This is a genomic window from Rhodococcus sp. SJ-2 (assembly GCF_053750035.1).
Map to the genome: position 1 here is coordinate 5,753,697 of NZ_CM132340.1, position 20,219 is coordinate 5,773,915.

Here is a 20,219-nt window from a genome sequence, read left to right on the forward strand (position 1 = left end):
CTACAGGGGCCGAAAGGAACCCGGCGTGGGAAACCCCCAAGCGGCCTTCGCGTGCGTATTCGATGCCTGTGCCGGGACACGCGGTTGACGCACCAACCACCAAGTCAGTCGGCCGACTCGTCGTCGGCCTTGGCTTTGCGCGGTGCCCTCTTCGGCTTCTCGGCCACGTCGTAGCCGTGTCGCCGGAAGTACGCGAGCGCGTTGTCGTCGTCGGTGTCACCCTTTCCGTCGACGAAGGCGACACCGGCGACCGTGCCGGTGAAGCCGTCGACGGGGGTGGTCACGGCCGCCATCAGGACACCTTGATGTTGCGGAACACCGAAGCGGCCTTGGTGGCCTTGAGGGCGCAGCCGACGGGGCCGAGCTCGACCTCACCCTTCTTCACCGCACCGGCGGTGGAGAAGTCGGGCAGCCACGTCTGGACGAGCTGACCGCCGACGGTGGACACGCCGTGGAAGCCGTCGAGGCCGACGCGGTAGGCGTACAGATCGGTTAGTCCGGTCTGCTCGGTGCCGACGGTGCGGGTCTCGATGGGGATGACCGGATCGTTCGAGCCTGCCTTGATGCCGGCGTCGACGAGCAGGATTCCGCCGTACGTCTCACGCTCGACCGGGCGACCGTTCTGGCCGATGAGCCCTTCGACGGGGTCCTTGACATACTGGCCTGCGCGGCGCGCGAGGGCGCGGACGCGGGCGAGTGCGCGGGCGTTACCCACGATCACCGTCGGCGCACCGTCGAGGAGGGACAGCCACTCGTCGAGGACGTCAAGCGCCTTGAACGCGGATCGCTCGTCGGTGTCGAAGTCCGTCCAGGCGGTGACCTCGTCGGCGTTGAACTCGGTGGAGGATCCTGTGAGGGCCTTGTCGAGTCCGTCGAATCCGTTGGCGTCGACTGCGACGTCGCCGTTGATGAGTTCGTCGTTGAACTTCGCGTTGGTCGACTTGACCTTCTGCGAGATGTTCAGCGACACGTTGCTGGACGCAGCGGGGCCGAGCTTCGCGAGGACGCGGTCGACCTCGAAGCTGCCGCCCATCACAGCGAGGGTGATGGACTTCTTCTCGGTCGTGACGTTCTGCGGCGTGTACTCGCTGTTGTAAGCGCGGGTCGCGGCGGTTGCCTGGGTGACCAGGCGCCGGTATCCGTAGTCGAGGGTGCCGCCGCCGGTGGGGCTGACGGCGTCGTCGAAGACCAGCGAGTCGAGGACCGCGTTGGTCTTGCGGAACTCGTCGATGACTGCGGGGTCGTAGTCTTCCTGCGCGTTTAGCTTGGATTCGGCGAGGGTGATGGGTGCCATGGGGTGCCTCCTGGGCGGTTAGCTGTAGTGGGCGCCGATGGCGCCGTCGAGAGTGGTGGGCTTCGGCTTGGGCCGTTCGCCGCCGACGCCGTTGCCGGATCGGCCGGCAGGCTTGGCGGTTGCGGCGATGCGCTTGGCGAGGGCGTCGACCTTGTCGGCGGGGATGCCTTCGAGGAGTTCGAGGTCCTTGTCGTCGGTCAAGCCGTGTTTGCGTGCTGCTCGCTCGATGGCGAGTTCGGCGCGGGCCTTCTCGGCTTCCTCGGCGGCCTTGTCGCGTTCTGCTTCGGCGCGGGCCTTCTCGTCGAGCTTGGCGAGTCGGGCCTTCTCGTCGGCCTTGTCGCGTTCGGCGAGTTTCTTTTCGAGTTCCTTGGCGCGGGCGCGTTCTGCCTGGAGGGCTTTCTTGCCGCCTTCGCCGAGCTGCTCGTCTTCGCTGTCGGGCTTGTTGCCGGAGTCCGTGTCGGCGTCGGGCTTGCCGTCGTCGTCTGCACCTCCACTGTCAGTGCCGCCCTGGTCGGTGTTGCCGCCTTCTCCGCTGCTGTGTCCTTCGTCGTCGCGACGGGGGTGCATGCGGTTGGGCCAGCGGCCCGATCGGGTGAAGGGGTCGAGGCCGAGTCCGGCGCCGATGATCAGGGCGAGTGTGGTGGTGGTGCGCATGGTGCTCCTTCGGGTGTGCGACGTCGCGTCGCGGATGACCCCGGCACCGTCGCGGTGTCGGGGTGTCCGCCCAGGGGCGGAAGTCTCAGATGGCGCGGTTGATCTGTTCGCGCCGGGGTCTACGAGCGAGGCCTGTGGCTGCGGTATGTTCGCGCAGCTTCGCCTGATAGGCGCGGATGCGGGCTGCCTGCTTCTTCTTGGCTTCGTCGGTGACGGCGACCGCCTGGAGTTTCTTGGCGTCGCGGACTTGCCGTTCGAGGTAGCGCTGGTGCTGCGTCGCCTTGTAGCCGTCAGGGTCAGGCTTAGTGGTGTACGTGCGCGAGGCGCCCGGCACCATCCTGGATATGGCGTGTCCGCAGTTCGGGTGAAACAGGCCGCGGGACTTCGCCTCGGCGAGGGTGGCCTTCACCTTCACGCGCACGGTGCGGCCCGTCGTCGCCGACTCCCGCTCCACCGTCCCCGACTCGCTGTCCAGCGAGAGCACCTGGCCCTCGTATGGCTGGCACTGCGGTGCGGGGTTCGCGTGGGAGGACACAACGACGAGGTTGTGACCGTGCTCGAGCGCTCGGTCGATGTGAGCCTGGCGCATCTCGTCGTTGACGATCGACCGTGACGCCATCTCGATGTAGGACACCAGGTTCCAGTTGCGGCCACGAGCATCACGGAAGCCAGTCACACCACGGGCAGTGAGGATGTCAAACGCCTGCTGCGCAGCATCGAGTCTGGTCCCGGTGGCGCGTGGTGCACCGAGGGTGCCTCCCGTGCGCGTGCCCGCGCGGGGAACATCCCGCGACCGGACTTGGATCTCGGTGGTGACTTGTTGATAGAGGGCGGTCGCGTTGTCGGGTAGGCGTGCAGTGGTGCGGGAAAGGGTTGTCCAGGCGGACTGTGCGGCTGCCATGGTGCGCGGATTGACACGCCGGCGTGATGTCGTGGCCCCGGCGACCGCACCGGCCCCCACCGTGGTGCTGGCTGCTGTGGCGGTCGTGACTGGCGTGTCCTCGTCGGGCTCCACATCGTCATCTGCAGCCTTCATACCGAGGTCTGCAGCCTCAGTGACCATCTGCTCGATCAGATCCGGCAGAGCGCGCTGCAACTGATCAGCGATCAACTCGACCTGGCGACGGAACTGGAGGAGCCGCTGCGTCTGCCGACTCTCCCAGTCTTCGTCGTCGATGCCGGTGGTGATGGACTCGGCGAGAAGGGCGAGGAGTGCGAGTTCGGCGGCGGTGAACAGGTTGATGATCTGGTTGGGGATGTTGCGGGCGTCTTCGGGGTCGAGTGCCACCTGCTACACCTCCTCGGTCTCCTGCTCTCCGTTGGCCTGCTCCTCGTCGTTGGCGTCGCTAGTGGACTGTCCGCCGCCGAAGCCGCCGCTGTCGGAGCCGAAGAACGATGGTGTCTCCACCACATTTGCCTCTTCGATCAGTGCAACCTCATCGTCGACCTGCTGCTCGTCCCAGTCTTGATGCAGGTAGCGGACCATCGTCTTCGTCGACGCAGCCTTCGCGACCGACCAGGCCTGCACCGTCTGACCACGCGACAGGTCGGACTCCTGCGCAAACGGAGGCCAATCGATGTCCAACGGCTCAGACGGCGACACACCCAATCCAGGGAACTTCACCGCATCGATCCGCATCGCCGCGGTCGTCAGGTGCTGCAGCGCGGTTCCGAAGTAGCGGGCCTTCCCCTCGGTGGTGAGGACGGTCCACTCCTTCTTGCCGGCCGCCTCTGTTGCGGTCTGGGCTACCTCGTCAGACATGCCGAACGAGACGGGGCTGTATCCGGTGCGCCGGAGTACTTCACGGAGCAGCATTTCGCCGCCCTGATCATGCTCGAGGACACGAATCGCGGGCTGGTACGGCTGGAAGATCGACTCCATGCCGTCGTTATTGAGGCCCATTCCGACCTGGGTGAACATCTCCTGATCCTCAGGTAGGTGCAGGCCTGCCCCGGCGCCGCGATGCTGCAGCACCGAGTCGGAGGCGAACACTTTCATTGCGGAGAGTCGGAAGTCGCGCATCAGGGAGCTGTAGATGCGGTCGATCTCGTGGTACATCGGGATGATGTCCGCGGCGATGTCGGAGCCGCCGAGGTTGCACAGCTTCGGATCGTTGTCCCACTCCGGGTTCGGGAGTTTGTTCGGGACGTAGTCGACGGCGAGCACATCGGGCACACCGAGGTCGACGTACGAGTAACCGTCCGACCCGAGCTCCACAGCGATTCCCGCGGTGGCGTCGTGCGCCTCGAGTGGTTCGAGGTGTCCGAGGTTGTGCGGGGTGCCCTTGTACAGCTCGTGGACGATGCGGCCCATCTCGTAGCGTTCGAGGTGACGCCACACGACACGGTCATCGTCGCTGTCCAGCTCGGTGAAGAACGTGACAGCGCGGAGCCGTCCCCGATGCCACTCAGGGATCGCGTGGTCGGGTGAGATCCACTCGAGCCATGTGCCCTGCTGAATGCTGTCGTCCCACACCACCCGTCCGTACACGCCCGTGAGCGCTGAGGCTTTCTCTGCGGCGGTGTAGAGGGCGGAGTGGGCTCGCGGGATGTTGAACAGGGCGTCTGCGCGTTCCTGTACGGCTGCGCCCTCAGTGTCGGCAGCGACGATCGTGGGCGGCTTCGCGAACAGGGACACGGCGGAAAGTTGGGCGATGTCCGCTGCGATGGGGGCGTGTAGCTTCCGCACCGGCTGGGATGCGGTGCTCTGCTGGCGTCCCCACCATGCGTTCCATGCGGCCTGAGCCCTCGCCTTGACGCCAGATGGTGAGGTGCGGGCGCTGGCGCCATAGAACTCTTCGAGCTTGTCGGGGTTACCTTCCCACCAGACCCGGCATTCTGCGACTCGGGCGGTGACCTTCTCCAGTTCTGGCGGAGGCCAGTTCTGCCCGGGTCGGATGCTGGTCATGCTGCGGTGTCCTCACTGTCGTGGCGGTGGGGGTCGGTCAGGGGCACGGTGTGGCGCCACATGAACTGCGAGGTGGCGACGCTGTAGCGAAGCGCATCACAGAAGTCGTCGTTCTCTTTGATGGGCTTGTCCTCGCCCTTCTCGACGGCTTTGGAGTCCCACACGTAGCCGGGGATCTCATTCAGCAGATTCGTGCACGACGAGTGGATCAAGAGCTGCTGCGTGGACAGCAGCGACGCGACCAGCCCGATGCCGAGCTTGTGGCTATTCGATGCGTTGACGACACCGGGGAAGCCTTCGCGGGTGAGCTGCATCTTCAGTGCTGCCGCGCTGGGGTCGACGAAGTGGTAGGGCACGTCGCCGTGCTCGGCCTCGAAGCGACGCAATAGTCGTGCCCTGTCGGCTGGTGTGCCTGCGGGTGGCGCGAACTCGGCCATCGCGTACAGCCTGTTGTCGACACCGAGCCCGAGGAGAATTCCGGCTGCGGGGTGGTTGACGCCGTCGTCGATGCCGACACACAGGAGCTGCTGCATGTCGGGGAGTCGGTCGACGACGTGGAGGGCTGGGTCGAACATGTCGTAGATGACCCCGTCGGCCATGGTCCACAGGCCGCGGATGAAGCGGTCGTGCCACAGGCCGGTGTACTGCTGCGAGAGGTTCTCGATGTATCCGTCGGGTAGGTATCGGCGGTTGTCCTCCAGCTCGAAGTGGAACACCCGGTGTCCGCGTTCGTGCCGGCGGTCGATGTAGTCGCGTTTGAGGAAGTGGCGTGGCCCGTCGGGGTTGGTGGTGGCGCCCATCCAGGCGTTCTCCACCGAGTGCCGTGCCATCAACTGATTGACGAACTCTTCGGCCATCAGGGTGATCTCGTCGCAGTACGAGATTTCGATGGTCATACCGCGGATGGTGGCTTCGGAGCGGACATCACTTGAGCCGAGGACGTGGACGGTGCGGCCCAGTATCTCGGCTGTGGGTGCGCCGCGGTTGTATTTCACGTGTGCTGCCCAGTCGCCGAACATGTTGACGTCCTGCAGTGAGGAGATCAGGTTGCGGTAGGCGGTGTCGCGTGTGCGGCCGATGATGACGGCTTCACCTCGGCCGGATGCTTTCGCCATCTTCTGCATGTAGGCGTGGAGTGAGCCGACGGTTTTGCCGGATCGGACTGCGCCTTCCCACAGGTTCATCTGCGACTTGGACGCGTCACCCTGAGCGAGTCCGATGGACAGGGCCTGCTTACGGGAGATGGGGAGTTGGTCGATGGGGTCGATGACCTCGATCACTGGCATGGTTACTTCTCCGGTGGTTCGAGGCTGGCGAGGTCCTCCTCGGTAGCTCCTGTGACGAGGTTGGCGAGGACGTCGTGCATCTGCGCCAACGTCGACTTCGCAGAGGTGGCATCGGCGCCGGTGTTCAACTCGTGCAGCTTGTTCGCTTCCCGCAGCGCAATCGCCGCGGTCTGCATGATGTCCTTCTGATTCCCGAACGTCGGACGATCGATCTCACGCTCTTCATACGTGTTGTCCTTACCGCCGAAGTTGAAGACGAGCGTCGGCTTCCACATCTGGTCGACGACCTTCGATGCCTCCTCGAGCAACCGCTCCTCGAGTGCGACACGGCGCGCCTTGTTGTCGACGTGCTTCGCCTCCGCAGCCTTCGCAGTATCCGACCGATTCCAACTCAACCCAAGGGCCTGAGCCCATTTGCTGATCGTCTGCTTCGACCGGCCCATTTCCTTGGCGATCGAATGCAGCGACCGGCCGTCTGCGTGCAGCTCGCGAAGGCGCCGGCTCTCCTCATCGGTCCACGCGGCCATGAGCCACTACGTGCGCGCGCGAGACAGGAGGCAAACGTTCACTACGACCGGTCATCGTTGTCCTCCTTCAAGTTGGTGCCCCGCGCTCCCAGGTAGCGAAACCGGACGCGGGGCGGTCCATCCGAGCACTCGACTGCCAGGTGCGGTGCTTCGAGGACGGACGTCTGAAACGACGATGCGCGAGGTCCCTGGTGGGATCACTCGCGCCTATGGCGGCAGCCTATCAAACGGCCGGGGATAAGCGCTGCTGACTATGACCCCTGTTGCGTGTTGCTGTAGCCAGGTGTGCGTCCATGACGTCGCCGAGTCGATAGATCGGGATGCCCTCGAATTCGCGTACGGGTGTGATGCGTCGGGTCTTGCGGAGGCTCTTCACGCGCTCGTGGGTCAGGCGGGCGTATTCGGGGCCGAGCTCCTTCGCGGCCACGGCGATGGCAGCGGCGTTGAGTTGAGTGTCGCGGGCGACGTGGGTGGAGCTGTAGCGCCACGTCTCGGGCTCGCCGGGGAGGCGCGCTGCCCTACGTGCGGAGCGGATGACGCGGCGGAAGGCGCGGGGGGCTTCGTCGGCGCCGGGGGTCATGGCGAGGGAGGTCATGTGTCGGCGGAGCCAGTCGGCCATGCCGATGGGGGTGACGGGTCCGTCGTAGCGCTTGTGGCGGTGTTCGCATACGTGGTTGGCCCAGGTCCAGAGTTCGTTGTCGAGGTAGTCCGCGGCGTCGTCCGCGCTGGTGTCGATGGGGGTTCGGCTGGTGGGGCTGGAGGTGACGCGGGGTTCGTACGAGATGCGTTGTCCGTATCCGTCGGCGCGGATGCCGGCGAGTGCGTCGATGATGTCGGGGACTTGGGCGAGGAGCTGGGTGAGGTCGGTTTGTCCGTCGAGGTCGAGGTAGTAGCCGTCCATCGGGGTTCTCCTGCGTCGCCGTCGGGTGGGGATGGGTCCGGCCCCGTGCGCGCTCGAAACGCACGGGGCCGGTGTTCAGGTGGTTTGTTTCCGTTTGCCTTTCGAGGAGTAGCACCGGGTGCAGTAGCCGCGGCCTTCGTGTCGTACTTCACCTTCGGGGTGTAGGGCGGGCCGCATTGTCAGTTCGCATCCGAGGCAGTGGCTCGGCGGGCGCTGGCGTTTGGCCTTCGTGCCGGGGGTGCGGCCTTCTTTGATGGCGCGGTAGCAGGATTGACATTCGTCGGCGCTGGACCGAGCGACGGTGCCGGGGTGGTCGACCGCGTAGGAGTGGTAGGGGCGTAGGCGATCACCACAGTGCTGGCAGTTGTCGGCGATCTGGACGGGTGCTGCTGCGGGTTCTGTGAGGAGTTCCGCGAGACGTGGGTCGTATTCGATGGGGCTGCGTGCTTGGTGGCTGCGGGCCCAGGCATCGAGTGCGCGGCTGTCGTCTGCGGTCCATTCGGTGAAGGTGGCGGTCACTGGTCACCGCCGACGATCTCGGTGTACGGGCCTGTGGTGACGCACGGGTAGGGAGCCCCGTCGGTGTTGGCGCCTCGCCATAGGCGGTCGAATGCGGCGCGTTGGAGTGTGAGTCCGTTGACATCGGTGACGTCGCGGACGTTGCTGGGGATGTCGAGGAGGCTGGCCCATTGGCGGGGTGTGCGGTCCCATTCTTCGGCTGGGTCGGCTCCGGGGTCGCCGTAGCCGTCAGCGCGCGCTTCGGTTGCGGCTTGTTCCTGGGTGATACCGAGGACCTTCTCCTGGTATTCGGCGGCTTCGATCGGGTCGGTGATGAGGTCGCGTTCCGCGTCGAGCACTGCTCGGATGCCGCGGGCTACGTCGTCGGTGCTCATCACCGTGTCGTCGCCGGTGGTCTGGTATGCAGCGCGGAAGAAGATCGTCACGAGTGCGTCGATGTGCTTCTCTTCGGCCTGCTCACGCTCGACACGGTCGGCCATGGAGCGCACGGCGCCTGCGAGGTACGTGTTGCCGTGGGTGGAGATCCATTCCGCGACGGCACGAGCGAGCTCCGGCGTGATCTCAGGAGTGCTCATGCTGCACCGCCCTCGATCACGCGAAGCGGACGACGGAACGAACGTTCCTCGAACTCGATCGGCATGGACCGAAGCAACCGGACCTTCGCCCCGTAGTGCTCGAGGAGCAGCGCCCGATCAACAGCGGCTGTGCGTGACAGGTACACGCGGCGGACGGCCGGCCAGATGAACCTGGTGGTCTGGAATCGTTCGATGTATTCGTCGTCGGGTTCCCAGCCTGCGGGCTTCCAGTCGGCTCGCTGTGCGCCTGCGAACCATGAGGGTTCGTGGTCTTCGGGGAAGAGTGCGTCTTCGGGGTATTCGACGTCGAGTTTCCACACGTACTCGTTCATGCCTGACGCCCTTCGAATGCGATCTCCCACACCCAGGCGGGGAGCGTGTTCACGAGGCCGTACAGGGCGTGCTGCACCTTGACCGGCTCGATGCCGTTGGCGCGTGCGATCGACGCGGCCTGTCTCCCGACCTTCGCGAGGTACTGGGTGCTGGTGTTCGGGATGTCGTGGAGTTTCGCGTAGCCGACTGCGGCGAACCAGTCGTGGCGGCCTTCGATGGCGTCGAGGCGAGCCTCGGTCTTTGTGGCGATCGCCTTGGCTTCGTCGGCGGTGCGCTGTGCGGCCTCGAGCTGGTCGATCTGCGCGCGGAGGATGTCGAACGTCGACAGTGAGGTTCCGCGTGGGTTGGTGGCCTGCCCGGTGTGGAAGTACGCGTCGAGCGCGTCAGCGGCTTCGGCCTGGAATGCAACGACGGTGGGCTTGGCGGTTTCGGAGACGCGGTTCTCGTCGAGGGTGGCGAGCCACATGGTCATCGTGCGGCGATCGATCATGACCATTTCCTGGAGTCGGCCGCTGGAGTCGTGCGTTGCCTTCAAAGCAACGCACGCCCACGACCTGCCCTGGAGCTTGCGGTACTGGGCCGCGTAGCTGAGTCCGATCGCGTCGCACATCGGCCGGAGGGCGACCATCGGCTTGCCGTCAACCTCGGCTGCGGCGATCGTGGCGGTCGTGCCGGGGACGGCGATCTGCACCAGCTGTCCGGTAGTATTTGCGACTGACATCGAGTCACTCCTCGGTGTTCACGCCCCGCAGAGTTGACGCTCTGGCGGGGCACTTTTTTGTTTGGCCTGATCGACATTACGCGAGTGACAAGCGGGTATCAACCCACTCGCCACTCGCGTCCTAGGCGCTTTTTCGCTCAGCTTTCGCCTGCTGGAACAGCTCATTCAACGACGGGCGACCCGACGGTGCCGGAACGTGCGTGCACGGAGCCATGTCGACGTACCCGTCGTCGTCGCACAACGAGCACTCCGCGATCGCCCGACGCCGATCCTCCGCCCGTTGCCACGCCTCATCCGACCGCGCCCGAGCCGACTCCCGAGATCGATCCGCCACCCAAGTGTCGTGAGCGAGGCGGGCGTCGCCGCAGGCGCGGCACGCTGGCGGATTCGGCTCGTTGATGTGCCTCGGGCATTTCGAGGGGGGTTCTTCGCTCGCGCCCACGTTACTTACGTGAGCTACCTCCTCTACGTAACCTTCTTGTTGTTGTAACTGTCTATGTGGTGACGCGACATCGCGCGACACACCGCGCGACTGTCGCGCGACATCCTCCTCCTTTTCACGCTTCCTCCGGATGCGCTCGCGGTCCGCTTTACGCTTCTTGACCTGGCGTTCCAACGGTTCATTCCACTTGAACCAGGCCGGGAAGTCGTACCCCAAACCGTCGCACGATTCCGTCATAATCCCGTTCCGAATCAGCTCATCAACTCGTCGCGAAAGCGCCCGCAAACCGAGCTTCTTCAGCGCGCTTTTGGCGATGTATCCGGAGTCCTCGTTGTCGGCGATGTACGCGAGTGCGCGGGTGAGAAGGGTCTGCGCCGACTCGCTGACGCCTTGGTCGTCGAGGTCGAGGTAGTACTTCGACGACAGCGCGAACCACTCCATCAGGCGATGCTCCTTTCGTGTTCGATCCATTCGAGCGGGACGTAACGCCCACTCATCGGGCACATGTTCAGCGCCGTGTCGCGGTGTGTGGAGACCTGCCTGGTCGTCACAGAGGCACGCACCGAACGTCGACACACCGGGCAGCCGATGATCACGGCACCCTCCCGAGTTCGGCGAGTACGGCGCGGATGCCGGCGCGTACGTGGTTCTTGGGGCGTTCCTCGCCGAGGTCGTCCCAGTGGACGCCTTTGACGGTGTCCCAGTCGTCGGACCAGGCGTCGAAGTAGATGCGGCAGAGGTGGTCGAGGGGGTCGTCGAAGAGGCCGGGTTGATCGTTCACGGTTGCCTCCCGGTGAGGTGGTCGATTTCGGCGTGGTGAGCGGGCCATGCCTCACGGCTTTCAACCTCGGTCATGAACCGACCGTGATCACCGGGACGGACGACGCGGCCACAGCGGCAGAAGGTGGCGTTCATGCCGGGGTTGTGGGTGACGGGTTCGTGGCGGTCAGCAATGCATCGCCAGCGGGTTTCGATGTTGTGGGGGTGGGTTGAGCCGCCGATGGGGGTGAGGGTGCGGTGGACGGTGGCGGTCATTGTTCGCCTCCGATGATGCGTTCGAGCGCGGCAGCGGTGTTGTCGTACGGCAGGGCGTCGTAGCGGCGGCCCATCTGGGCGAGCTGCACACCCATGTCGCGGAGTCCTTCGGCGTAGTCGCGGATGTGGCCGAGGCGGGCTTGTGCGTCGGCGAGATCTTCCCGCACGCGTTCGAGGGCCGATTCCGCCTTCGCGGCGCGGATAAGATTGCGGTCGACTTCCGCGATCGTGAGTTTGGCGACGATCCGAGCCTCGGTCGCCTGGCCCTGCGCCTGGTCGAGTGCGTCGAGGAGTGCGAGCACCTTGTGGCCGGGGATGTCGTGCCCGAGCTTGGCCCACGTCCCGATCGCGACGCGCCCCTCGGCGGTGGTCGGATCAACGCTCATCGCAGTGGACCACCGATGTCGAGTGCGCCTCGAGCTGCGTCCCATCCGGCCATGAACGCCTTACGTGCTGCGGCCATCGGGTCATGGCCGATGCCGTATTCCTTGCGGTAGTCGACCCACGCGATGCGGCGTGCATCGTTGTCGTCGATGGTCGGATCAACGCTCATCGGAAGACTCCTTGACTCGGGTGAACGTGCTGTGATGCCCACGGATCTCGAGGCCGGGTTTGCGGACGATCGCCAGGATTGAATGGGTTGTCGCTCACTGCTCGACCTCCTGCCACGGTCCGGTGGTGACGGTGCGGGACACGGCCGGACGAGCCCCGCGGTAATCCTCCGCGATTTCTCGTACACGCTCCTCTGTCGGTTTCGTGACCACATACGTCGATCCGTCCGACACTGAGTGGCGATTCCCCCATTCGGTGCGGGTGTCGGCGGCCGGGTCGACCTTCCGCCAACCCAACTCGTCGAGGAGCAGAACAAAGGCGACGGCCTCCTCCAACGCATCCCACATCGGATGCCGAGACAGCCCGGTCTCGTTGTCGATGCAATCCCACGTCATGTGGTTCGGGCACCACTCGCATCCGCGTGCCTCGTGGGTGTCGGTCTCGCCGACTTCGATGTCGTCGGTGGTGTAGCCCTGGTGTTTCAGCCATGCGTGCGCGGCGTCGCGGATGTCGTCACGGGCGCTGGTGCTCGTCGGCTTGGCGGTGCGCCGTGCGAGGCAGTCCGCGCATGTCACCTTCGCCCAGTCCCGCGTGTACTGCCCGGCTGCAAGAGGCGATTGGGCGCAATCGGTCCGGAGCGGATCCGGGCTGATGTGATGGGTAATCATTCGTTGCTCCCGAGGTGTGTGAGTGCTTGGCCGGCGTAGTCGGTGAGCATCGCTGCGGCGGTCAGCCATCCAGCAGCGCAGAACACGACGAGGCCGAGGACACGGAATGTGGGCTTCATGGCTGGACCACCTGCCGGTACTTGGCGATGCCCCAGGCGATCGCGTGGCAGGCGTACAGGAAGTGGTCGTCGTAGTCCTTCACGTCCCACTCGTACGTGTCATGGAAGAGGTAGTCGTCGTAAGACCAGCTGTCGACAGCGTTGTAGAACAGCGACTGGTCGTAGTTGTCGATCTCGTCGAGGACGTTGATGCGCAAGTCCCGGAACGCGTCCGCGGTATCGCCGGAACGGTAGTGCCGCTGCTCCAGGAATTCCCGGACGACGACGGCCTTCGCCTTCTCGGAGCAGAACTTCCGAGTCCCCCGCTGCGCGTCGTAGTTCGTGATCTTCTCCGACCAGTAGTGCGGGTTGATGCCAGCGCCGTGGATCTGAAAGAACCCGAACATGTCGTGCTCACGGGAGAAGGTGTAGGACTCGAGGTCGCCACTGATCGCGAGATGGCCGGGCCAGGTGACGAGGTTCCAGGACCAGATGCCGGTGCCGGGCTGGGCGCATCGGATGTGCCGGTACACACCGTCGTCGTGAAGGATCGCCATCTCGTGGTCGGCGGTCGACACCTTGAAGTATTCGGCGGCGCGCTGCTCCGCGGTCCTGCGCGGCGCGGCCTTCTGGCGCTGGCGAGTTCCGGGGCGTGCGATCAATTCGGGAGTGAAGTCGGTGCTCATGCCGCGCCTTCTTCCGCGAGGTACTCCTCGGCCGCGGCATCCAACTCGGCGACGTCCGCCGCGATCGTGTGCAACCTCCCGAGCTGATCCAACTTCCCGGGCCGGTACCCGGACCAATGCATGTCACCAGCGGTCACCACCGGCACCGCCTGGTAGCCGAGGAGCCGCACCGTGTCCGCAGCGGTCGGGTCCTGGTCGACGTACCGCACCGCGTACGGCGTGCCCTGACGATCCAAATGCCGTGCGGTGGCCTTGCACTGCTGACAACCGGACGTCTTCGCGTACAAGGTGATCTGAATGGGATTCACTGGGAGTCTCCGATCGTGATGGTCAGCCAGAGCGAGCCCTCTCGGCCCTTCTCTGCAGGATGGATCTGGGGCATAAGTTCAGTGACGTACGGCGGGCAATCGTCGGGGACCAGGCCGTAATCGACCAGGCCATCGAGAAGCGCCTTCTGCGTAGGCATCAGATTCGACGGGTCACGCTTCCGATTCGCCTTCGGGCGGTAGTGGAGTTGCACCGTGATGCGCAGGAAGATGCAGGGCGGGATCTTCGCGGCCTTCGCGAGGATGTGCGCGTCGGATCGCATCATCCTGGTGAGCTTCGACTTCGGCCCCCAGTGCATCCGGCTGTTAGCGGTCAGGGGCGGCTTGTCGTACGGCAGGGTGAGAGTGAAGGTGGCGACTGTGACGGTCATTGGGGTACCGCCGCGCCCGTGCTGGCCAACCGGGCCGCAGCGAGCAGCGCGGAGGCCAACTCCACCGCCTGGTCGGGCGTGAGGATGTCGTCGTCGATCCACAACATGTCGCCCGACACCCGCACCAGCTCGAGACCGTCCGGCGCCTGCCATATGACACCGGACAGGTCCTGGAGCGCAGCGAACGGCAACTCCACCACAGCGTGACCTTCGAGGAGGTCGGAGGCCACTGCTTCTGCTGTGTCGAATACAAGACCCGAGTCGTCCGGCATCAACGTCTCAGCGACCACCTGGGCCACCTGCTCGACCGTCCTCATGCCGACACCGCCGGAGAGTTACGACGCTCATCCAGGAACGCATCGACGTCCGCCCGATCCCAGTACAGGGGCGAGTTGGGGGCGGTGCCGATCTGGAACGCCTTCCCGAAGAACGGGTGCAGCTTGTGACGGCGGTACTTCTTGATGCTGCCGCGGGTCATATCGAGGGCTTCGGCGACCTCCCCCATGGTCATCATGTTGGGGTTGAGGCTTTTTCGCATGGTGTTCCTTTCGGGTGGGGGTGCCGGGGGTGGTGTGGTGCGCACATCTGGTGCGCCGGATCAGGACTCCGTCTTCCGCACCACCACCCGGCAGGTCTCTAAACTCCGAGCGTCTGCTGCTCGGGCTGCTCGAGGTCCTGCGAGCGCGCCTTGATCAGCTCGCGCACCTCGCTCTTGCGGGCCTTGTCGGCGACAGCGGCCGACTCACGCCACAGGTTCTGCAAGGTCGCCTTGTCCGGCGCCTGCTCCACCGCAGCGAACAATGAATCGAGATCGACCTCGACCGGCGGGGGTTCCGGATCGTCCTCTTCATGACGGAGTCCGTGATCGTGCGCGGTCTCATCGGTGCCGAGGGACACCTGCTGCTCGACACCGTCCTGCACGTCCTTCGGCGCCTCGACGCCCGGGCGGACCAGGGTGCCCTTCACCAGAGCGGTCCGCTGACCCTTGTTGTACAGCGACAGGCCGAACTGGTCGCCCAACGACTTGGCGCACCGCTTGAGTGACAGGGAGATCGCCGACTTCATCGCGAGGTCGTGCGCATCCCCGCGCTTCTGGTTCTGCGCCGTGCCCGTCGACCCGTCCTCGTAGTGGCACACCTCGTTGCCGTCGGGGTCCTTGACGGTGAGGCGGACGGTCGCGCGGTAGCAGACGTCGTACCGGCTGGTCGACGGCTTGCTGGTCCTCTTGTCGAGTGACGGTTCCTCGAACACCAGGTCGCAGGTGAGGAGGTCGGTGTCCCAATTCCCGAACCCGAACACTCGGGTGAGGTGCGCGGTGATGTCCTGCTGGGACACGTGCGCGTTGCCTTTGCCGTCGGCGAGGACACGTTCGTTGCGGATCGGCTGGAGGAGCTGCTCGATCTGATCTGCGGTGAAGCTCATTCGGACCCACCGCCTTCGAGCGCGAGGATGCTGGACAGGCTCAGCTCTCCACGAGCGGCCATACCCTGCACCAACTCGACGACGTTCTTCGCCGGAGTGAACGACGCGACAGGAGTTCCCGGCTCCGGCACTGTCACCGAGACGCCCGGAAGGTCGAAGTACGGTTCCGACCCTGCCGACTTGTGCGCCTCCAACACGTACGCCTCGAACGACTTGCGGCCCTGATCAGTCAGCACAACGCGCTGCTCGATCACCTCGGGACCGAACTCCTCGACCAGCCACGGGAACATCTGCGCCTCGTCGGTGATGACGATCGAGGGCTTCGCTTGCCGGGGCTTCGACACGGTGGCCCTTCCCAGCTCTTCCCCGCTGGCGGTGAAGGCGTACACGGTGGCCCGCTTCAGCTCGGTCTTCAATGCGGCCTTCTCGCGGGCCTCAGCCTCGGCCAGGAGTTTCTTCGCCGCGGCGATCGCGGCGAGGTTGCGGACTGTGGTTTCGATGTCGGTCACAGTGAGTCCTCTCGGTCGGAGTCGAGCAGCAGCTCGAGGTGGTTTTCGTCGGCGTCGTTGTCGGGCCAGAAGATGTCGCAGTCCGGTTCGTGCCAGTGCGAGATGCGGGCGCAGGTGCAGTCGGGGCGGCTCACGATGTCACCGCCAGGAGAAGCGCGAGCGTGCCGATGAGCAGCGCCCAGATCAGGAGTGCGGGCGGCAGCGCGAACACCAGGCCGCGGATCGGGCCGGTCACGCTGCACGCTCCGATCGGTTGGGGCAGCCGGTGCAGACGCCGTCGGCCCAGCCGCAGCAGAAGACACCGCGCTCCTCGACCTCGCGTGCACCGCAGAACGACTCGTGCATCGGAAACCCGGGTGCCGGACCGCCGCAGGTGCAGTCCTGGCCGCGGTGGTTCTTCGGCGGGACGTAGACGTCGATGGAGGTGGTCACTGTCCACCACCCGCCGCGTAGAGGAGCGCACCGGACGCAGCGCCCATCGTGACCAGCCACGCCCACACCGCGGGGCTGATCCGCTTCGGCTTCGGCGGGATGTCGTCCTCGGGGTCGTCGACGATCTCCAGCTCCCCGCGGTCCACCGCGAACATCTGCGTGAACGTCTCGTGCGCCACCGGGGCCGGTTCGATGCCGGCGGCTTCGAGCTCGGCGTCGGTCAACGGTCGGGTCAGGATCGACATGTCAGGCCCCCTTCGCGGTGGACTCGAACGACGGGGCCGCAGCGACGAACGTGTCGTGCAGGTGCTCAAGGCACTCGCGCAACGTCGCGCCCCGGGCGTACATGAGGTGCCTCGCCGCGCCATGGAAGACGTGCGGTCCGCAGAACTCCCGGGTCACGGCGAGGTGTGCCAGCCATCCGCCGAAGCCGTGCGACGGGGTGAGTGACGGGGTGGTCTCGGGGCAGTTGTAGAAGTCGCAGAGCCCCTCGAGTGCGACGAGGAGTTCGTCGCTGTTAAGCTGCTGGTGCATCTCGATCCCTTCCAGGTGATTGATGTCGAGCCGTCCCGTTGCCCCGGGGCGGCTTTTTTCTTGGCCGCTCACTCCCGTGCGGTTCACGCAGAGATGAGCTGATCGGTGGGCATCTGCCCGTTTGTCACAGCGGGCATGACTGCGGACTCGTGGGCGGTGAACAGCTCCTCCCAGGTGCGGCCGAGGTAGGCCGACAGTGCGACTGCGAGGTCCTCGCTGATGTTGGTGAGCTTGCCCGCTTCGATCTGCCAGATCGTGGCCTGGGTGCGGCGCACAAGGTAGGCGAGCTGGCGCTGTGTGTAGTGCTTCTCCTTGCGGAGTCGCCTCATCTGGTCCGGGCTTTTGACCTTCATCCAGACTTCCCTTCGGATCTTCGGTGGCCGTGCTCGTCCCATTATTTCCTCCACTTTTCGCGTTGACAAGTGAGAGTCTGCCCAACCGTCACCCACTTGTCAAGGCGACAAGTGGGATCTGTCGCCTTGACCTGCAATCATGGGTTCTCTACTTGTCGCGGGGAACGTGCCCCGAACTGGTAATACGGGACGATCTGAGGGGAAAGTTGCTCACCGTGAACGAACCAAGATCACTCACTGAACTTGTCGACCTGGCCATGGAGAAGCAGAACGTCCGCTCCGGACGGGCCCTCGCCAGAGTCGCCGACGAGCAGGGGCACCAGATCACCTACACGACCATCAACCAGATCCGCTCCCGCTCCTACCGATCCACGCCCGAAGAGGACACCCTCCGCACCCTCGCCGAGTTGGCCGGCATCCCCCACGATGTCGCCTACCGCGCGGCCAACCTCCGCACACCGGGGCGCCCTTTTGTCGAGGACCTCCCACCGGGCGTGGACTACCTCGCACCGCATGAGCGGCAGGCGGTCATCGAGCTGCTGCGGGTAATGGTCTCGCAGCGCCGCCAGCTCGACGACGTCAACGATGCAGACTCGACCGCCCCGAATCCAGGACTGAGGCTTGTCGACGACGAGACGCTCGCAGCGAAGAAAGGGAAGTCACGGGCGCATCGGATGGCCGATCAGGAGACGCTCGACTACGGAGACGAGTAGGTCATTCCGGGTGCAAGTGGTTCGCACACCTGTTCTAATCCTCAGGTATGACAGCGAACCGCAAATGGCACCCATGGAGGCACCTCCGAGACCACCACCCACACATCGACGTCACCTTCGCAGACCTCACCGCCCACGGACTCCTCGGTCGCATCACGCACCGGGGTATCGACATCGAACAGTCCTGCGACCAACGCGAACGACGCTCCACCCTCACCCACGAAACCATCCACCTCGAACGCGGACCCGTCCCCAGGCACCCACACTTCGCGCAACGCGAGGAGCGGGTCGTCGAGGAACTCACCGCCCGCCGCATGATCACCCTCATCGAGCTCGTCGACGTGATCGCCTGGTGTCAAGGCCGCACCGACGACGAAGCCGCCGAGGAATTGTGGGTGGAGCTGGATGTCCTGCAGACCCGCATCGACACGCTCACCCTCGGCGAGCGGGCATGGGTCGAACGTCAGATCGCCCGCCGCTGCCACTGATTCACCTCACCGAAAGGAACACGCAAAAACTATGCGTAGATATGCAATCGCCCTCGCAACACTCGGGGCACTCACTCTCGCGGGATGCTCATCCAGTGCTGAGCCCACGCCCGAACCGGACTCCACTGCAACGACGACCACACCCGAAACCGCCACGCCCCGCACAACTTCAGCGATCCCCACGACGACAGTGGAGGTCGAGCCTGCCGAGTACTGGCTCCGCGAGAACCGCGAGGGATACCTCACAATGGTCGTCGACGCCGACTACACCGACGAGCAACTCGAGGACGCATTCCTCGAGGTCCGACGGATGTACAGCAACACCAGCGAGGGAGGGTGGCACGTCCAGGTCGACTGCGGGGATGGCCAGATGTCCGAGGGTGGTGCACGCCAAGCCAACGGCAAGTTCGCCATCGACAACCTCGGCGCAGCGCGGACCGGGTTGGACGTGGGCGACTACGAGTTCAAGCCTCTCAACGGCCGACGGCCCTGCTCGATCGATGGCTAGGCCGTCGCTGCCGATCGGCGCACACGGGAACATTCACCGCACCGAACTGCCGGACGGACGATGGCGCGCCAGCTGTAGGGTCCGCGACGTCGACGGCGTCACCCGCAAGGTCTACCGCGAGACACCCACGGGCCAACGCGACCGCACCGGTGCCGTCGCCGAACGCTACCTCCTCGAAGCGCTCACCGAACGCACCGTTCCCCAAGACGGCGACATCACCGCGGCTTCCAAGGTCCACGTGCTGTGGACGGAGTACCGGAAACAACTCGTCGACGGCGGCCGATCCCCCGCCACCCTCGTGGACTACGACCGCCTCGCAGGCCGCATCGTCGCCGGGGTCGGACAACACTCCATCCGCGAGGCCACCACCCAGCAACTCGACCGATTCCTCCGGGAAATGGCCGACCGGCACGGCGTCCCCACCGCACGCAAGACGAAGGGGGTGCTGTCAGGGATGTTCCGGATCGCAGTCCGCTACGGGGCGCTGACAGCGAATCCGGTGCGGGAAGTGTCCGACCTGGCCTCGCGGCGCACAACCCGGAAACGTTCGAGGTCGATGGACGCGGAGATGCTCGCACAGCTCCTGCACGACGTGCGGCACTCCGAGTTGCCGTGCCCCGTCATCCTCACCGAACACCAGAAGAAGAAGGGCCTGCGCACGACGAGCCGCCCCGGCCAGATCCCCACCGTCGCCGAGTACTGCCACGCCACTGACCTGGTCGCAGTGGTGACGATGTTCGCCGCGACCGGCTGCCGCCTCGGAGAAGTCCTCGGCATCCGCTGGGAAGACGTCGACCTCGACGAACGGACGGTGACGATCTGCGGGAAGATCCTCCGCATCATCGGGGCCGGTCTCGAGCGGGAGGACACGACCAAGACCCCCGCCGGCATGCGCACACTACCCCTCCCTGAGTTCGCGGTGGAGCTCCTGCGCGCGCGCCCGCGGAGGACCGAGATGGTGTTCCCGTCGAACGCAGACACATTCCGGGATCCGGACACCGTGTCGGGGCAGTGGCGCCAAGTTCGCGCCGCCCTCGGATTGGAGTGGGTGACCACCCACACGTTCCGGAAGACCGTCGCCACGCTCATCGACGAGAAGGGCCTGTCGTCTCGCGTGGCGGCCGATCATCTCGGGCACGCTCAGGTGTCGATGACTCAGGACGTCTACTTCGGGCGCGGGCGCTCGCACTCGGCGGTGGCCGCTGCTCTCGATGCTGTAGTTGGTGGGAGTAACCGGTACGTTTCCGGTACATCCGAGCCCCCAGAAACGGCTGAAGCCCAGGTAGTCAACCTGTGAATAGGTCTTCTACCTGGGCTTTGTGGAGCTGCCGGGAATCGAACCCGGGTCCTCCGCCGCCTTGCCA

Annotated in this window: 35 protein-coding genes; 4 read left to right on the forward strand and 31 right to left on the reverse strand. The window is 65.3% G+C overall.

Going from position 1 to position 20,219, the window contains the following annotated elements:
- Nucleotides 1–104: 104 nt before the first annotated feature.
- The 31 genes from ACSYG9_RS26920 to ACSYG9_RS27070 form a co-directional block, all read right to left on the reverse strand.
- Nucleotides 105–293, reverse strand: coding sequence for a hypothetical protein (locus ACSYG9_RS26920; protein WP_454840605.1), 189 nt, complete (start codon nt 291–293; stop codon nt 105–107).
- Nucleotides 293–1,294 carry a major capsid protein gene (locus tag ACSYG9_RS26925; protein ID WP_454840607.1) on the reverse strand — a complete coding sequence of 334 codons (1,002 nt, stop codon included), beginning with the start codon at nt 1,292–1,294 and terminating at the stop codon, nt 293–295. The genes ACSYG9_RS26920 and ACSYG9_RS26925 overlap by 1 nt, the downstream gene beginning before the upstream one ends.
- A gap of 18 nt (nt 1,295–1,312) precedes the next feature.
- The gene (locus ACSYG9_RS26930; protein ID WP_454840609.1) at nt 1,313–1,948 is read right to left on the reverse strand and encodes a hypothetical protein; all 636 of its coding nucleotides are present in this window, start codon (nt 1,946–1,948) and stop codon (nt 1,313–1,315) included.
- Nucleotides 1,949–2,033: 85 nt separating this feature from the next.
- Nucleotides 2,034–3,236, reverse strand: a complete 1,203-nt coding sequence (locus ACSYG9_RS26935) for a phage minor capsid protein (RefSeq protein ID WP_454840610.1) — start codon at nt 3,234–3,236, stop codon at nt 2,034–2,036.
- A 3-nt stretch (nt 3,237–3,239) separates the two neighbouring features.
- Nucleotides 3,240–4,856: a hypothetical protein gene (locus tag ACSYG9_RS26940; RefSeq protein ID WP_454840611.1), complete on the reverse strand. Its 1,617-nt coding sequence runs from the start codon at nt 4,854–4,856 to the stop codon at nt 3,240–3,242.
- On the reverse strand, nt 4,853–6,142 hold the full coding sequence (locus ACSYG9_RS26945; RefSeq protein ID WP_454840613.1) for a terminase large subunit domain-containing protein: 1,290 nt from the start codon (nt 6,140–6,142) through the stop codon (nt 4,853–4,855). The genes ACSYG9_RS26940 and ACSYG9_RS26945 overlap by 4 nt, the downstream gene beginning before the upstream one ends.
- 2 nt (nt 6,143–6,144) lie before the next feature.
- On the reverse strand, nt 6,145–6,669 hold the full coding sequence (locus tag ACSYG9_RS26950) for a helix-turn-helix domain-containing protein (RefSeq protein ID WP_454840614.1): 525 nt from the start codon (nt 6,667–6,669) through the stop codon (nt 6,145–6,147).
- A gap of 223 nt (nt 6,670–6,892) precedes the next feature.
- Entirely contained in the window at nt 6,893–7,570 is a 678-nt protein-coding gene (locus ACSYG9_RS26955) for a hypothetical protein (protein WP_454840616.1), read from the reverse strand.
- Between the two features lie 75 nt (nt 7,571–7,645).
- Nucleotides 7,646–8,089 (reverse strand): hypothetical protein, encoded by a 444-nt coding sequence (locus tag ACSYG9_RS26960; RefSeq protein WP_454840617.1) that lies wholly within the window; start codon nt 8,087–8,089, stop codon nt 7,646–7,648.
- Complete coding sequence (locus ACSYG9_RS26965) at nt 8,086–8,664, reverse strand: hypothetical protein (protein ID WP_454840618.1); 579 nt, start codon at nt 8,662–8,664, stop codon at nt 8,086–8,088. The genes ACSYG9_RS26960 and ACSYG9_RS26965 overlap by 4 nt, the downstream gene beginning before the upstream one ends.
- Nucleotides 8,661–8,996 (reverse strand): hypothetical protein, encoded by a 336-nt coding sequence (locus ACSYG9_RS26970; protein WP_454840620.1) that lies wholly within the window; start codon nt 8,994–8,996, stop codon nt 8,661–8,663. The genes ACSYG9_RS26965 and ACSYG9_RS26970 overlap by 4 nt, the downstream gene beginning before the upstream one ends.
- Complete coding sequence (locus ACSYG9_RS26975; protein WP_454840621.1) at nt 8,993–9,718, reverse strand: phage antirepressor N-terminal domain-containing protein; 726 nt, start codon at nt 9,716–9,718, stop codon at nt 8,993–8,995. Before ACSYG9_RS26975 ends, ACSYG9_RS26970 begins: the two co-directional genes overlap by 4 nt.
- Nucleotides 9,719–9,839: 121 nt before the next feature.
- Nucleotides 9,840–10,601 (reverse strand): hypothetical protein, encoded by a 762-nt coding sequence (locus tag ACSYG9_RS26980; protein ID WP_454840622.1) that lies wholly within the window; start codon nt 10,599–10,601, stop codon nt 9,840–9,842.
- Nucleotides 10,602–10,752: 151 nt separating this feature from the next.
- Nucleotides 10,753–10,941: a hypothetical protein gene (locus ACSYG9_RS26985; protein ID WP_454840624.1), complete on the reverse strand. Its 189-nt coding sequence runs from the start codon at nt 10,939–10,941 to the stop codon at nt 10,753–10,755.
- Entirely contained in the window at nt 10,938–11,195 is a 258-nt protein-coding gene (locus tag ACSYG9_RS26990) for a hypothetical protein (RefSeq protein ID WP_454840626.1), read from the reverse strand. The genes ACSYG9_RS26985 and ACSYG9_RS26990 overlap by 4 nt, the downstream gene beginning before the upstream one ends.
- On the reverse strand, nt 11,192–11,581 hold the full coding sequence (locus ACSYG9_RS26995) for a hypothetical protein (protein ID WP_454840627.1): 390 nt from the start codon (nt 11,579–11,581) through the stop codon (nt 11,192–11,194). Before ACSYG9_RS26995 ends, ACSYG9_RS26990 begins: the two co-directional genes overlap by 4 nt.
- Nucleotides 11,578–11,748: a hypothetical protein gene (locus ACSYG9_RS27000; RefSeq protein ID WP_454840629.1), complete on the reverse strand. Its 171-nt coding sequence runs from the start codon at nt 11,746–11,748 to the stop codon at nt 11,578–11,580. Before ACSYG9_RS27000 ends, ACSYG9_RS26995 begins: the two co-directional genes overlap by 4 nt.
- Nucleotides 11,749–11,842: 94 nt before the next feature.
- Nucleotides 11,843–12,415 (reverse strand): hypothetical protein, encoded by a 573-nt coding sequence (locus ACSYG9_RS27005; RefSeq protein WP_454840630.1) that lies wholly within the window; start codon nt 12,413–12,415, stop codon nt 11,843–11,845.
- Nucleotides 12,412–12,534, reverse strand: coding sequence for a hypothetical protein (locus tag ACSYG9_RS27010; protein WP_330134182.1), 123 nt, complete (start codon nt 12,532–12,534; stop codon nt 12,412–12,414). Before ACSYG9_RS27010 ends, ACSYG9_RS27005 begins: the two co-directional genes overlap by 4 nt.
- Nucleotides 12,531–13,199 carry a hypothetical protein gene (locus tag ACSYG9_RS27015; protein ID WP_454840632.1) on the reverse strand — a complete coding sequence of 223 codons (669 nt, stop codon included), beginning with the start codon at nt 13,197–13,199 and terminating at the stop codon, nt 12,531–12,533. The genes ACSYG9_RS27010 and ACSYG9_RS27015 overlap by 4 nt, the downstream gene beginning before the upstream one ends.
- Nucleotides 13,196–13,507, reverse strand: a complete 312-nt coding sequence (locus ACSYG9_RS27020; protein WP_454840634.1) for a glutaredoxin family protein — start codon at nt 13,505–13,507, stop codon at nt 13,196–13,198. The genes ACSYG9_RS27015 and ACSYG9_RS27020 overlap by 4 nt, the downstream gene beginning before the upstream one ends.
- On the reverse strand, nt 13,504–13,896 hold the full coding sequence (locus ACSYG9_RS27025; RefSeq protein ID WP_454840635.1) for a hypothetical protein: 393 nt from the start codon (nt 13,894–13,896) through the stop codon (nt 13,504–13,506). The genes ACSYG9_RS27020 and ACSYG9_RS27025 overlap by 4 nt, the downstream gene beginning before the upstream one ends.
- Nucleotides 13,893–14,213 carry a hypothetical protein gene (locus ACSYG9_RS27030; RefSeq protein WP_454840637.1) on the reverse strand — a complete coding sequence of 107 codons (321 nt, stop codon included), beginning with the start codon at nt 14,211–14,213 and terminating at the stop codon, nt 13,893–13,895. Before ACSYG9_RS27030 ends, ACSYG9_RS27025 begins: the two co-directional genes overlap by 4 nt.
- A complete protein-coding gene (locus tag ACSYG9_RS27035; protein WP_454840639.1) occupies nt 14,210–14,434 on the reverse strand; it encodes a helix-turn-helix domain-containing protein in 225 nt (74 codons plus the stop codon). Before ACSYG9_RS27035 ends, ACSYG9_RS27030 begins: the two co-directional genes overlap by 4 nt.
- 98 nt (nt 14,435–14,532) lie before the next feature.
- The gene (locus ACSYG9_RS27040; RefSeq protein ID WP_454840640.1) at nt 14,533–15,318 is read right to left on the reverse strand and encodes a Rad52/Rad22 family DNA repair protein; all 786 of its coding nucleotides are present in this window, start codon (nt 15,316–15,318) and stop codon (nt 14,533–14,535) included.
- Nucleotides 15,315–15,827 (reverse strand): hypothetical protein, encoded by a 513-nt coding sequence (locus tag ACSYG9_RS27045; RefSeq protein WP_454840642.1) that lies wholly within the window; start codon nt 15,825–15,827, stop codon nt 15,315–15,317. Before ACSYG9_RS27045 ends, ACSYG9_RS27040 begins: the two co-directional genes overlap by 4 nt.
- Nucleotides 15,824–15,961, reverse strand: a complete 138-nt coding sequence (locus tag ACSYG9_RS27050) for a hypothetical protein (protein ID WP_454840644.1) — start codon at nt 15,959–15,961, stop codon at nt 15,824–15,826. The genes ACSYG9_RS27045 and ACSYG9_RS27050 overlap by 4 nt, the downstream gene beginning before the upstream one ends.
- Before the next feature lie 97 nt (nt 15,962–16,058).
- Nucleotides 16,059–16,259 (reverse strand): hypothetical protein, encoded by a 201-nt coding sequence (locus ACSYG9_RS27055; RefSeq protein ID WP_454840645.1) that lies wholly within the window; start codon nt 16,257–16,259, stop codon nt 16,059–16,061.
- A complete protein-coding gene (locus ACSYG9_RS27060; RefSeq protein WP_454840647.1) occupies nt 16,256–16,504 on the reverse strand; it encodes a hypothetical protein in 249 nt (82 codons plus the stop codon). The genes ACSYG9_RS27055 and ACSYG9_RS27060 overlap by 4 nt, the downstream gene beginning before the upstream one ends.
- Nucleotide 16,505: 1 nt before the next feature.
- Nucleotides 16,506–16,793: a hypothetical protein gene (locus ACSYG9_RS27065; protein WP_454840649.1), complete on the reverse strand. Its 288-nt coding sequence runs from the start codon at nt 16,791–16,793 to the stop codon at nt 16,506–16,508.
- 83 nt (nt 16,794–16,876) lie between these two features.
- Complete coding sequence (locus ACSYG9_RS27070) at nt 16,877–17,146, reverse strand: helix-turn-helix transcriptional regulator (protein WP_454840651.1); 270 nt, start codon at nt 17,144–17,146, stop codon at nt 16,877–16,879.
- Nucleotides 17,147–17,361: 215 nt separating this feature from the next.
- Here ACSYG9_RS27070 and ACSYG9_RS27075 point away from each other — a divergent pair, with 215 nt between their 5' ends.
- From ACSYG9_RS27075 to ACSYG9_RS27090, 4 genes are read left to right on the forward strand one after another with little or no spacing between them, the layout of a single operon-like run.
- A complete protein-coding gene (locus ACSYG9_RS27075; RefSeq protein ID WP_454840653.1) occupies nt 17,362–17,859 on the forward strand; it encodes a hypothetical protein in 498 nt (165 codons plus the stop codon).
- Between the two features lie 47 nt (nt 17,860–17,906).
- Complete coding sequence (locus ACSYG9_RS27080; RefSeq protein WP_454840655.1) at nt 17,907–18,347, forward strand: hypothetical protein; 441 nt, start codon at nt 17,907–17,909, stop codon at nt 18,345–18,347.
- A gap of 31 nt (nt 18,348–18,378) precedes the next feature.
- Nucleotides 18,379–18,855: a hypothetical protein gene (locus tag ACSYG9_RS27085; protein ID WP_454840657.1), complete on the forward strand. Its 477-nt coding sequence runs from the start codon at nt 18,379–18,381 to the stop codon at nt 18,853–18,855.
- Nucleotides 18,848–20,152 (forward strand): site-specific integrase, encoded by a 1,305-nt coding sequence (locus tag ACSYG9_RS27090; protein WP_454840658.1) that lies wholly within the window; start codon nt 18,848–18,850, stop codon nt 20,150–20,152. Before ACSYG9_RS27085 ends, ACSYG9_RS27090 begins: the two co-directional genes overlap by 8 nt.
- Nucleotides 20,153–20,219 lie beyond the last annotated feature (67 nt).